Raw genomic sequence first — 12,261 nt, forward strand, 5'->3', positions numbered from 1 at the left:
GGGTATCCGTCCTCGGTCCGGCGGCTAGGTCGCTTCAACAGTGCCCTGTTCTGGACGCCGGCCGCTGCGGGCGGACACCCCCCACCCCGTCCCCTGCGCGCCGTACGCGGCGAATGGCCCGGTGGGGGCCAGCGCGCGCGTCCAACGGTCCGGCGGGGGCGGGCGGGAGTAGCTGACGGTCCCGTCGTAGCGCGCGTGACTGCACTCCTCAGGGGCGCGGGGAACTGCGCGACCAGCCACGATCCACCTGCACCCGCCCGACAACAGGACCCGGCACTCCCATAGGCGCCAGGCTCAAGCCCAGCGCAGCGGGGGCGCGGGGAACTGCGCGATCAGCCACGATGCACCCGCACCCGCCCCGCAACAGGACCCCGCACCCCCCTAGGCGCCGTCACTGCCCACAGACGCCTCCGTAACCCGAGACCTCGTCCGTTCCGGAGTCTTCGGGCTGGTCAGCCGGGTTGCCAAGGGTTCCGTGTACCGCGCTGTCAGAGGCCCCAAGATGACCAGGATGAGCACGTACGCCGTGGCCAGCGGGCCCAGGGAGGGTTCTATGCCCGCCGAGACCGCCAGGCCCGCTATGACGATCGAGAACTCGCCGCGGGCCACCAGCGCGCCGCCCGTGCGCCAGCGGCCCTTGGGGGAGATGCCGGCCCGGCGGGCGGCCCAGTAACCCGTGGCTATCTTCGTCGCCGCGGTGAGCAGCGCCAGGGCGAGCGCCGGGAGGAGGACCGGGGGGATGCTCGCCGGGTCCGTGTGGAGGCCGAAGAAGACGAAGAAGACCGCGGCGAAGAGGTCCCGCAGGGGGCTGAGGAGGGTGTGGGCGCCCTCCGCCACCTCGCCGGAGAGGGCTATGCCCACGAGGAAGGCGCCCACCGCCGCCGACACCTGGAGTTGCTGGGCCACGCCCGCCACCAGGATCGTCAGGCCGAGGACCACGAGGAGCAGTTTCTCCGGGTCGTCGCTGGAGACGAAACGGGAGATCAGGCGGCCGTAGCGGACCGCCACGAACAGGACCAGGCCGGCCGCGCCGAGCGCGATCGCCAGGGTCAGGCTTCCGGCCAGGAGACCCGCGCCGGCCACCAGCGCCGTGACGATGGGCAGGTACACCGCCATCGCCAGGTCCTCCAGGACCAGGACGCTCAGGATGACCGGGGTCTCGCGGTTTCCGACTCGGCCGAGGTCGCCGAGGACCTTCGCGATGACGCCCGAGGAGGAGATCCAGGTGACGCCCGCCAGGACCACCGCCGCCACCGGGCCCCAGCCCAGCAGGAGGGCGGCCGCGGCGCCGGGGAGGGCGTTGAGGGCGCCGTCGACCAGGCCCGCGGGGTAGTGGGCCTTGAGGTTGGTGACCAGGTCGCCCGCCGTGTACTCCAGGCCGAGCATCAGCAGGAGGAGGATCACTCCGATCTCGGCGCCTATGGACACGAACTCCTCGCTCGCGCCCAGGGGGAGGAGGCCGCCCTCGCCGAAGGCCAGGCCGGCCAGGAGGTAGAGGGGGATGGGGGAGAGGCGGAAACGGGCGGCGAAACGGCCCAGGAGGCCCAGGCCGAGGATGATCGAGCCGAACTCGATCAGGAGGACCGCGGAGTGCATACCGCCTACTCCCGACCCAGGATCGCCGCCGCGGCGTCCACGCCCTCGCGGGTGCCCACGACGATCAGGATGTCGCCGCCCGCCAGGCGGAAGTCGGGCGCGGGGGACGGGATCGCCTCGGCCCGGCGCAGGGCCGCCACGACGGAGGCGCCGGTGTCGGTGCGCATCCTGGTGTCGCCGAGGACCCGGCCGTTCCAGCGGGAGCCGGCCGCCACCTCGACGCGTTCGGCCACCAGGCCCAGGTCGGAGGTGTAGAGGAGGCTCGCGCTGTGGTGGGAGGGCTTCAGCGCGTCGATCAGGGCCCCCGCCTCGGAGCCGGTCAGCCGCAGGGACTGGGCGCAGGAGTCGGGGTCGTCGGCCCGGTACACGCTCACCGTGCGGGCGCCGTCGCGGTGGGCCACCACCGACAGATGGCGGTCCTCCCGGGTGATGAGGTCGTACTGGACCCCGATGCCCGGCAGCGGCGTCGCCCGGAGGCGTGGAGCAGACACGTTTCTTCCCCTTGTGGTTCGAGTGATCACGGGTGCCGGGTTCGCATGCTGCCAGCTCCCCGTACGGTGGCGATATGGGTGACGTGACGGATATACGCGAGCCACGGGTACCGGCGACGCTGGCTCCGGAAACGTCCTGCGAAGCCGAGGAGAGGAGCGGAGGCCCGGCCGTGTCGCTGTTCTGGCGGATCTTCTCGCTCAACGCCGCGGGCCTCTTCGTCGCCGCCGCGCTGCTGCTGGGGCCGGTCACCGTGTCGACTCCGGTGCGTCGGGGGGAGGCCGTCGTCGTCCTCGCAGGCCTCGTCATGCTGCTGGTGGCCAATGCCCTGGTGCTGCGGGTCGGGCTCGCCCCGCTCCAGCGGCTGGGGCGGGCCATGGCCGCCGCCGACCTGCTGCGGCCCGGAGTGCGCGCACCCGTCTCCGGTCCTTCCGAGACGGCCGCGCTGATCACGACGTACAACACCATGCTCGACCGGCTGGAGGCCGAGCGGGCGACCGGCGCGGCCCGTGCGCTGTCCGCCCAGGAGCGGGAGCGGCACCGGATCGCGCGTGAGCTGCACGACGAGGTCGGACAGACCCTGACCGCCGTGCTGCTCCAGCTCAAGAGAGTCGCCGACCGGGCTCCAGGGGAGCTGCGGGAGGAGGTCGGGCAGGCGCAGGAGGCCACCCGGGCCGGGCTCGACGAGATCCGCCGGATCGCGCGCCGGCTGCGGCCGGGGGTGCTGGAGGAGCTGGGGCTGCCGAGCGCCCTGCGGTCCCTCGCGGCCGAGTTCACCACGCACGGACTGAGCGTGCGCCATCACGTCGGAGGCGATCTGCCCCCGCTGACCGAGGAGTCGGAACTGGTCGTCTACCGGGTGGCCCAGGAAGGGCTCACGAACACCGCACGGCACTCCGCCGCCGACCGCGCCGAGGTACGGCTCCAGCCGGTGGCAGGCGGTGTCGAACTCCTTGTCCGGGACAACGGCGGTGGGCTCGGCGGAGCGGCCGAGGGCGCCGGGATCCAGGGCATGCGGGAGCGGGCACTGCTGATCGGGGCCGCGTTCTCGGTGGGGCCCGGGCCCGGCCGGGGGACCGATGTGCGGTTGCGGATACCGGCCGCGGCGGAGGTGCGGTGATGGCCGGGCCGACCCGGGTGCTGCTCGCCGACGACCACACGCTGGTACGGCGTGGGGTCCGGCTGATCCTGGAGGGCGAGCCGGACCTCACGGTCGTGGCCGAGGCGGGCGACGGAGCGGAGGCCGTGGAGCTGGCACGCGCGCGTGAGGTCGATCTGGCCGTACTGGACATCGCGATGCCCCGGATGACGGGGCTGCAGGCCGCCCGCGAACTGTCCCGGCGCCTGCCCGACCTGCGGATACTGATCCTGACGATGTACGACAACGAGCAGTACTTCTTCGAGGCGCTCAAGGCCGGCGCCAGCGGATACGTGCTCAAGTCCGTCGCCGACCGCGATCTCGTCGAGGCGTGCCAGGCCGCCGTACGCGATGAGTCCTTCGTCTATCCCGGCGCCGAGCGGGCCCTCGTCCGCTCCTACCTCGACCGGCTGCACCGGGGCGTCGACCTGCCCGCCCGGGCCGTCACCGAGCGGGAGGAGGAGATCCTCAAGCTCGTCGCCGAGGGGCACACCACGAAGGAGATCGGTGAGCTGCTGTTCATCAGCGCGAAGACGGTCGAGCGGCATCGGGCGAACCTGCTGGCCAAGCTGGGCATGAGGGACCGGCTGGAGCTGACGAGGTACGCGATAAGGGCCGGGCTCATCGATCCGTGACGTGCGCACCCCTGCCCCGGCGAACGGTCGCGCGGCGCCGCCGTACCACGTACGTGCCCGCGAGCCCGGCTCCGGCGAGTGCCAGCGTCACGCCGATCGCCTGCTCGAAGCCGGCCGGGCCGACGCTGCCTCCGTAGCCGCCCTGGACGCCGAGGGTGGGAGCGACCGTGGCCACGGTCACGGTGGTCGTCTCCGGCTGGAGGAGCACCTCGGGGGCGGTCTCCGGTGGGAGGAGCACTTCCGGGGCGATCTCCGGCTGGAGCAGCACCTCCGGTTCGGACTCCCGCCGTGGCGGCGCCTCGCAGGCGATGCCGTCGTCCCGCCCTTGGGACCACCCTTGAGACTCATCTCGGCCCTGGTCGTCCCGGCCCTGTTCGTCCCGGCCCTGGTCGTCCCGGCCCGGGTCCTCGTCGGGGCGGTCGGGGTCGGCGAGTTCGCGGTCGAACGCCGCCTGAGCGTCCTCCTGGAAGACGAAGTCCCGGCAGTCCCGGTCGGTTCGGGCCTGCGCGGAGCCGGTCATGGGGCCGGCGGTGGCCAGGAGGACCAGTGCCGCGCCGGTGATTGCGGTGCGTATCGCCATGGGTCGGGTGCCTTTCGGGCGGGAGCTGAACAGCCGTCACCGCGACCCTAGGGACGCGCCGGGCGTTCGGCCCGTGGTGCTGGGCCGAACGGGCGCGCGGTGTCACAGCGGCGCGCCCCAGTCCCCGTCGATGTCCGCGTCGAAGCCCGCGGCGAAGTCCGCGGCGTCCAGGAACGGTTCGTCCGACGGCTGTTCGGGGCCGCGCAGCGACTGCTCGGTCCAGATGCACTTGCCCTTGGGGGTGTAGCGGGCGCCCCAGTGGGTGGACAGGGCCGAGATGAGCTGGAGGCCCCGGCCGCCCTCGTCGGTCTCCGTGGCACGGCGGATACGGGGCATGGTCTGGCTGCCGTCGTAGACCTCGCAGATCAGCCCGGCGCTGTACAGGAGCCGGAGCCGGACCGGGCCGCGCGCGTGCCGGACGACGTTTCCGACCAGCTCGCTGACCAGGAGTTCCGTGGTGGGGGCGAGGTCGTCCAGCTCCCAGGCCGCCAACTGCTCGCGGACGTGGCGACGTGCCTGGCTCGCGGCCTTCGGATCGTCGGGCAGCCGCCAGGACGCCATCCGGTCGGCGGGCAGCGCGTGCAACCGGGCGACCAGGAACGCCGCGTCGTCGGCAGCCTGCTGATCCGTCGGCAGGAGCCCCGCCGTCAGCGTGTCGCACAGACGTTCAAGGTCTACGGCGGTCCCGTCCGCGTGGGCGGCACCGAGCAGCCGTGCCAGCTCGGCCATGCCCTCGTCGATCTCCCGCTTCGCCGACTCCACCAGGCCGTCCGTGTAGAGCACCAGCAGGCTGCCCTCGGGCACCTCCAGCTCGACCGTCTCGAAGGGCGGTTTCGCCGCGCCCAGCGGCGGGTCGGCGTCCGGCTCCGGGAAGTGCACGGTGCCGTCGGGGTGGACCAGGGCGGGCGGCGGATGTCCGGCCCGCGCGAGGGAGCAGACCCGGGTCGTGGAGTCGTAGAGCGCGTACAGACAGGTGGCGTACGACGCCTCGCCCATGGCGCCGACGATGTCGTTGAGGTGGCCGAGGATCTCGGCGGGCGGCAGCTCCAGGTCGGCCAGGGTGTGCACCGCGGTCCGCAGCCGGCCCATGGTGGCCGCCTCCGGCAGACCGTGGCCCATGACGTCGCCGACGACCAGCGCGACCTGCCCGCCGGACAGCGGGATGATGTCGTACCAGTCACCGCCCACGTCCGCGCCGGGCCCGGCCGGCAGATAGCGCGCGGCCGCCGTGCAGGCGGGCAGGTCGGGCAGGTCCTGGGGGAGCAGACTGCGCTGGAGTTCCCGGGACCGGGTGTGCTCGGCGTCGTAGAGCCGCGCCCGCTCCAGGGACTGGGCGAGGAGGGCGGCGATCGTGGTGAGCAGGGCGCGCTCCTCGTCGTCGAGGAGCCGGGGCCGGTCGAAGGAGACGACGCAGACCCCGAAGGTGTGCCCGGAGGCCGTCAGCGGCAGGAACGCCCAGGAGTTCTTGTCGCCGCGGGCGGGGAAGTCGGCCAGTTCGGGATAGCGGGCCGCGTACTCGTGGGGCGAGGACATGAACAGCGGTTCGCCGGACTCGATGGTGTCCCAGGCGGGGTCGCCGGTCGTGGCCCTGCGGCGGCTGTCGAGGAGGTGGACGAACTCGGCGGGGTAGCCGACCGCGCCCACGTGATGGAGCCGGTCGCCCTCGCCGACCTGGACCATGAGCCCGGCGGCGGCGAACGGCGGCAGCACCCGCCGGGCGACCGCGTCCACCACGTCCCGGGAGGTCGTGGCCTTGGCGAGCTCCGTGGTCAGCTCCGCGATGCGCAGCGCCCTCTCGGCCGTGGCCCGTTCCGCCGCCTGCCGTTCCTCCGCCAGCCGGCGCTTCTCGGTGACGTCCTGGAAGTACAGGGTGCGGCCGTCGGGGCCGGGCACCAGCCGGACGTGCAGGCGCCGCCCGCAGTCCGCGATGTGCACGTCGAAGCCGGTGGGCCGCTCCTCGGCCGCCGCGGCCAGGCAGCTCTCCTTGAGCCCGGGGACCTGCCGGGTGGCCTCCAGGTCCCACAGCAGCCGTCCGAACAACTCCTCCTCGGAGAAGCCGAGGAACCGTTCCGCCTCGAGGTTGGCGAAGGTGATCCGCCACTCGTCGTCCACCGCGAGGAAGCCGTCGCTCATGTGCCTGAGGGCCCTGCTGAGCGCGTCCCGGGCGGGGCGCGGCTCGTTGCTCTCCCAGCCGACCCCGATCATCCGCAGCGGCTCGCCCTGCTCGTCGTAGGTCGCCCGGCCGCGCGCCTGTGTCCAGCCCCAGGTGCCGTCCAGCCGCCGCACGCGGTACTCGGCCTCGAAGACGGTGGCGTCGAGGATCGCCTGCTGGGCCGCCGCCAGGGTCGGGGCGAGGTCGTCGGGGTGGACGATCCGCATCCAGTTGTCGATCCTGCCGGTGAAGTCGGCGGGCCGGGTGCCGTACAGCGCGAGGGCCGCGTCGTCCCAGATCAGGTCGCCGTTGCGGATGTCCCAGTCCCACGAGCCGACCTGGACCTCCTTCAGGGCGTCCCGCAGCCGCTCGCCGTGCAGTTCCGTGTGCGAGGGGCCGGACGGCGGCGGGGCCTGGGCCATGCGGTCCTCGGTCCAGGCCACCACGTCCCGCAGGAAGGTCCAGTGCTCCTCGGTCGGTTCACCCCGCTCACCCGCTACGACGGTCAGCGCGCCGACGCTGCGTCTGCCGCTGAACACCGGGAGGGCGGCGAGGCCGGTGCCGGGCCAGGTGTCCTCCTCGGGCGGGTCCTGGCCGGGGGAGAGCGGCACCCAGACGCCTGTGCCGCGCTGGAGGGCACGGGCCGGGGCCAGCGGGCCCTCCTGGTCGACGATCTCCCAGGCGCGGGTGAGGGCGGGCGGCAGACCGACGGACGACACCAGGCGCAGCGCCGACATCGGGCCACGCAGGTGCATGGTCCCGCCGAGCGCGCTCAGCTCGCCGACCGCGTGCCCGAGCGCCAGCCGGAAGACCTCGCTCTCCGTAGCGCCAGGGGCCACCGAGCCGAGGAGAGCGAGCCGCGCGTTCATGGAGGGAACTTATCGTTCCCGTTTCCGTTCGAAACCTTGCTTCACATATTCCGACCCGGCCGGCTCCTTCACTTCCTCACCTCAACTGCCGCTGAATCATGGCAAGTTGCTGAAATTCCGGGCGTGTGGCGTGCCGCGAGAAGGGCAGTGGGGCGGGTGTCTGCGGCGGGGTGAGAGGAGCGGCGGGGGTGGTTTGAATCAGCAGGACGGCCAGCCGTGAGCACACTGGGGCGGGTTCGTGGTCGGGTGGGCGTTCGGTGCGTGCCGCGGGCGCTGCGATGTTGAGTGGCGGGCGTGCCGCGGGGTGGCGTCGGCTGGGGGAGGCGGACCGCTGGTGTGAGCTGCCGGCCGAGACCGTGACCGGTCCGTGCCTTGCCGACAGGTGGCCCGTTCCATCGAGAACCGGCATCCGCGCGAGCCCTGTCAGGGTGCCCCTGGACACGCGGAAAGGCCGGTCCCAGCGCCCCGGCGGCGCTGGAACCGGCCCTTCTTTGGCTGTGCCGTGTCAGTCCGTGCCGAACTCCATCGCTGCCCGGTCCAGCAGTGCCTCGTCCTCCGAGACCTCGCCGCGGGACGCGATCGCCTCGGCGCCGCCCTCGGGGAGTTCCGGCATGGTGCCGATGAGGCCCGTCGCCGCGGCCTGGGACGCGCCGATCGTGGGGCTGCCGGTGCCGATCAGGCCGAGGCCCGCGTACTGCTCCAGCTTGGCGCGGGAGTCGGCGATGTCGAGGTTGCGCATGGTGAGCTGGCCGATCCGGTCGACCGGGCCGAAGGCCGAGTCCTCGGTGCGCTCCATCGACAGCTTGTCCGGGTGGTACGAGAACGCCGGACCGCTCGTGTCGAGGATCGAGTAGTCCTCGCCCCGACGCAGCCGCAGGGTGACCTCACCCGTGACCGCCGCGCCGACCCACCGCTGGAGCGACTCGCGGATCATCAGCGCCTGCGGGTCCAGCCAGCGGCCCTCGTACATCAGGCGGCCCAGGCGCCGGCCCTCGTTGTGGTACTGGGCGACCGTGTCCTCGTTGTGGATCGCGTTGACGAGACGCTCGTAGGCCGCGTGCAGCAGGGCCATGCCCGGGGCCTCGTAGATCCCGCGGCTCTTCGCCTCGATGATCCGGTTCTCGATCTGGTCGGACATGCCCAGCCCGTGCCGGCCGCCGATCGCGTTGGCCTCCATGACCAGGTCGACGGCGGAGCCGAACTCCTTGCCGTTGATGGTCACCGGGCGGCCCTGGTCGAAGCCGATCGTCACGTCCTCGGGCGCGATCTCGACCGAGGGGTCCCAGAAGCGCACGCCCATGATCGGCTCGACGGTCTCGATGCCGGTGTTGAGGTGCTCCAGGGTCTTGGCCTCGTGCGTGGCGCCCCAGATGTTGGCGTCGGTGGAGTACGCCTTCTCCGTCGAGTCCCGGTACGGCAGCTGGTGCGCGACCAGCCACTCCGACATCTCCTTGCGGCCGCCGAGCTCGGTCACGAAGTCCGCGTCCAGCCAGGGCTTGTAGATCCGCAGGTTCGGGTTGGCGAGCAGGCCGTAGCGGTAGAACCGCTCGATGTCGTTGCCCTTGAAGGTCGAACCGTCGCCCCAGATCTGGACGTTGTCCTCCATCATCGCCCGCACCAGGAGCGTGCCGGTGACGGCCCGGCCCAGCGGGGTGGTGTTGAAGTACGCCCGCCCGCCGGAGCGGATGTGGAACGCCCCGCAGGTGAGCGCGGCCAGTCCCTCCTCGACCAGCGCGGCCCGGCAGTCGACCAGGCGCGCGATCTCGGCACCGTAGGTCTTCGCGCGGCCGGGCACCGAGTCGATGTCGGGCTCGTCGTACTGGCCGATGTGCGCGGTGTAGGTGCAGGGGATGGCGCCCTTGTCGCGCATCCACGCGACCGCGACGGAGGTGTCGAGACCGCCGGAGAAGGCGATGCCGACGCGCTCGCCGGCGGGGAGGGACGTGAGGACCTTGGACATAGGAAGATTATGCATCACGACGCATGGTCATGCAAAGCCCCTCTTTGAAGGCCGATTCTGGGCGCTCCGCGGAGCGCCTACCCTTGACCCATGACCAGCAGCAGCGACCGGAGCCCGGCAGTGGACGTTTCATCTCCGAAAACGTACGAAGTGCGCACTTACGGGTGCCAGATGAACGTCCATGACTCCGAGCGATTGTCCGGACTGCTGGAGGAGGCGGGATACGTGCCCGCTCCCGAGGGTTCCGACGGGGACGCGGACGTCGTCGTCTTCAACACCTGCGCGGTGCGGGAGAACGCCGACAACCGGCTCTACGGCAACCTCGGCCGGCTCGCCCCGAGGAAGGCCTCGCGGCCCGGCATGCAGATCGCCGTCGGCGGCTGCCTCGCGCAGAAGGACCGCGACACCATCGTCAAGAAGGCGCCCTGGGTCGACGTCGTCTTCGGTACGCACAACATCGGCAAGCTGCCCGTCCTGCTGGAACGCGCGCGCGTGCAGGAAGAGGCGCAGGTCGAGATCGCCGAGTCGCTGGAGGCGTTCCCGTCCACCCTGCCGACCCGCCGTGAGAGCGCCTACGCGGCCTGGGTGTCGATCTCCGTCGGCTGCAACAACACCTGCACCTTCTGCATCGTCCCGGCCCTGCGCGGCAAGGAGAAGGACCGTCGCACCGGCGACATCCTCGCCGAGATCGAGACCCTGGTCGGCGAGGGCGTCTCCGAGATCACGCTGCTCGGGCAGAACGTCAACGCGTACGGCTCCGACATCGGCGACCGCGAGGCCTTCAGCAAGCTGCTGCGGGCCTGCGGCACCATCGAGGGCCTGGAGCGCGTCCGCTTCACCTCCCCGCACCCCCGCGACTTCACCGACGACGTGATCGCGGCGATGGCGGAGACCCCGAACGTCATGCCCCAGCTTCACATGCCGCTCCAGTCCGGTTCGGACACCGTCCTGAAGGCGATGCGCCGCTCCTACCGCCAGGACCGCTACCTCGGGATCATCGAGAAGGTCCGGGCCGCCATGCCGGACGCCGCGATCACCACCGACATCATCGTGGGCTTCCCCGGCGAGACCGAGGAGGACTTCGAGCAGACCATGCACGTCGTCCGCGAGGCCCGCTTCACCCAGGCCTTCACCTTCCAGTACTCCAAGCGCCCCGGGACCCCGGCCGCCACCATGGAGAACCAGATCCCCAAGGAGGTCGTCCAGGCGCGTTACGAGCGTCTCGTCGCGCTCCAGGAGGAGATCTCCTGGGAGGAGAACAAGAAGCAGGTCGGCCGCACCCTGGAGCTGATGGTCGCCGAGGGCGAGGGCCGCAAGGACGGCGCCACCCACCGCCTCTCCGGCCGCGCCCCCGACAACCGCCTGGTCCACTTCACCAAGCCCGACCAGGAGGTCCGCCCCGGCGACGTGGTCACGGTCGAGATCACCTACGCCGCCCCCCACCACCTCCTCGCCGAGGGCGCCGTCCTCGACGTGCGCCGCACGCGCGCGGGCGACGCGTGGGAGAAGCGCAACGCCGAACAGGCCGCGAAGCCGGCGGGCGTGATGCTGGGGCTGCCGCAGATCGGGGTGCCGGAGCCGCTGCCGGTGGCCGCGGGCGGTTGCGCGGCGCACTGAGCGACGCCGGGGACTGAGGGGCTCAGGGGAGGGCTGGGGCATGGCGCGCTGGGTGGTGGTCGTCGACCGCGCCGTCGGGAACCACACCGACATCGACGAGGTGGCGCACTTCGAGGGCACTCAGGACGAGGCCCGGGCCCGTCTCTACGAGCTCGCCTGCACCCACCGTCCTGCTGTCGGCCTGCGTCAGAAGCGCCGGCAGGTCTACCGGATCGGTGACGGGGACGCCTACTACGTCACCGTCGAAGGCGCGATGACCACGCACCGCGTCATGTACCGGCTCGCCGAACTGGCGTGGAGCACCCATCCGGAGTCCTGGCCCTGGGCCTGGAAGTAGGCTCCCGATCATGCTTGTCGCCGCCGCCGTCTGCCCCTGCCCGCCGATCCTCCTGCCCGAGGTCGCCGCGGGCGCCGCGCCCGAGCTGGACGCCGCGCGTGCCGCGTGCGCGGACGCGCTGGGCGTGCTCGCCGCCGCCCGGCCCGATCTCCTCGTGGTCGTCGGGCCCGCGGAGCGGAGCGGCCGTGGAGTGCACGCGGAGGGGGCCCGGGGCTCGTTCCGGGGCTTCGGTGTGGACGTCGACGTACGACTGGGCGCGGACCGGGGCGCAGACGAGCCGCGTCCGCTGCCGGCCTCCCTCGCCGTCGCCGCCTGGCTGCTGGAGCGCACCGGTTGGTCGGACGCCCCGATCGAGGGACTCGGTGTGGGGGAACCGCTGGAGCCCGAGCGGTGTATCCAGACCGGGAGGGAGATCGCCGCGCGGGCCGAGCGGGTGGCGATGCTGGTGATGGGCGACGCCAGCGCCTGCCGCACGCTCAAGGCACCCGGTTACCTCGACGAGCGCGCGGCCCCCTTCGACGCGGAGGTCGCGCGGGCCCTGGGCGCGGCCGACGTGGCGTCCCTGCGCGCGCTGGACGCCGAGTTGGCGTACGAGCTGAAGGCCTCCGGCCGGGCGCCCTGGCAGGTCCTCGGGGGCGCGGCGGAGGGCGCGGGCCTTGGCGGCTCGCTGCTGTACGAGGACGCGCCGTACGGCGTGGGGTACGTGGTCGCGACTTGGTCGTGACGGTCGCGGTCGGTGGGTCGCGGCGGTCGCGGTTGGCGGGTCGTGACGGCCACGGTCGGCGGGCGTGGGGTCGTAGAAGGACCGTGGGGCCGTGGGGTCGTAGGAGGGCCGTAGGGGGCCGGGGCGCCTGGACGGCGGCGGACGGCCGGGGGCGTCTGCCCCTG

Annotated in this window: 10 protein-coding genes; 5 read left to right on the forward strand and 5 right to left on the reverse strand. The window is 72.5% G+C overall.

Going from position 1 to position 12,261, the window contains the following annotated elements:
• Positions 1-381: 381 nt before the first annotated feature.
• Complete coding sequence (locus ACFULQ_RS45995; RefSeq protein ID WP_383556887.1) at positions 382-1,596, reverse strand: cation:proton antiporter; 1,215 nt, start codon at positions 1,594-1,596, stop codon at positions 382-384.
• 5 nt (positions 1,597-1,601) lie between these two features.
• Positions 1,602-2,087 carry a cation:proton antiporter regulatory subunit gene (locus ACFULQ_RS46000; protein WP_383556890.1) on the reverse strand — a complete coding sequence of 162 codons (486 nt, stop codon included), beginning with the start codon at positions 2,085-2,087 and terminating at the stop codon, positions 1,602-1,604.
• A 170-nt stretch (positions 2,088-2,257) separates the two neighbouring features.
• On the opposite strand from ACFULQ_RS46000, the gene ACFULQ_RS46005 reads away from it, so the two are divergent.
• Both ACFULQ_RS46005 and ACFULQ_RS46010 read left to right on the forward strand, forming a co-directional pair.
• Positions 2,258-3,205, forward strand: a complete 948-nt coding sequence (locus ACFULQ_RS46005; RefSeq protein WP_383556893.1) for a histidine kinase — start codon at positions 2,258-2,260, stop codon at positions 3,203-3,205.
• Entirely contained in the window at positions 3,205-3,858 is a 654-nt protein-coding gene (locus ACFULQ_RS46010; RefSeq protein ID WP_383556896.1) for a response regulator, read from the forward strand. The genes ACFULQ_RS46005 and ACFULQ_RS46010 overlap by 1 nt, the downstream gene beginning before the upstream one ends.
• On the opposite strand, the gene ACFULQ_RS46015 is transcribed toward ACFULQ_RS46010, so the two are convergent.
• The 3 genes from ACFULQ_RS46015 to argG form a co-directional block, all read right to left on the reverse strand.
• A complete protein-coding gene (locus tag ACFULQ_RS46015) occupies positions 3,845-4,438 on the reverse strand; it encodes a hypothetical protein (protein ID WP_383556898.1) in 594 nt (197 codons plus the stop codon). The two genes, ACFULQ_RS46010 and ACFULQ_RS46015, sit on opposite strands and share 14 nt — an antisense overlap.
• A 102-nt stretch (positions 4,439-4,540) precedes the next feature.
• Positions 4,541-7,459, reverse strand: coding sequence for a SpoIIE family protein phosphatase (locus ACFULQ_RS46020; protein WP_383556901.1), 2,919 nt, complete (start codon positions 7,457-7,459; stop codon positions 4,541-4,543).
• A gap of 505 nt (positions 7,460-7,964) precedes the next feature.
• Positions 7,965-9,419, reverse strand: coding sequence for an argininosuccinate synthase (gene argG, locus ACFULQ_RS46025; protein WP_383556904.1), 1,455 nt, complete (start codon positions 9,417-9,419; stop codon positions 7,965-7,967).
• A gap of 90 nt (positions 9,420-9,509) precedes the next feature.
• On the opposite strand from argG, the gene miaB reads away from it, so the two are divergent.
• Genes miaB through ACFULQ_RS46040 form a run of 3 tightly spaced genes read left to right on the forward strand, consistent with a single transcriptional unit; the run spans position 9,510 to position 12,097 of the window.
• Positions 9,510-11,036, forward strand: coding sequence for a tRNA (N6-isopentenyl adenosine(37)-C2)-methylthiotransferase MiaB (gene miaB / locus ACFULQ_RS46030; RefSeq protein ID WP_383556907.1), 1,527 nt, complete (start codon positions 9,510-9,512; stop codon positions 11,034-11,036).
• Positions 11,037-11,076: 40 nt separating this feature from the next.
• Complete coding sequence (locus tag ACFULQ_RS46035; RefSeq protein ID WP_383556910.1) at positions 11,077-11,373, forward strand: hypothetical protein; 297 nt, start codon at positions 11,077-11,079, stop codon at positions 11,371-11,373.
• A 10-nt stretch (positions 11,374-11,383) separates the two neighbouring features.
• A complete protein-coding gene (locus ACFULQ_RS46040; RefSeq protein WP_383556912.1) occupies positions 11,384-12,097 on the forward strand; it encodes a class III extradiol dioxygenase subunit B-like domain-containing protein in 714 nt (237 codons plus the stop codon).
• Positions 12,098-12,261: the final 164 nt, after the last annotated feature.

The sequence above is a fragment of the Streptomyces sp. NPDC057253 genome, assembly GCF_042669125.1.
Lineage (GTDB): Bacteria > Actinomycetota > Actinomycetes > Streptomycetales > Streptomycetaceae > Streptomyces.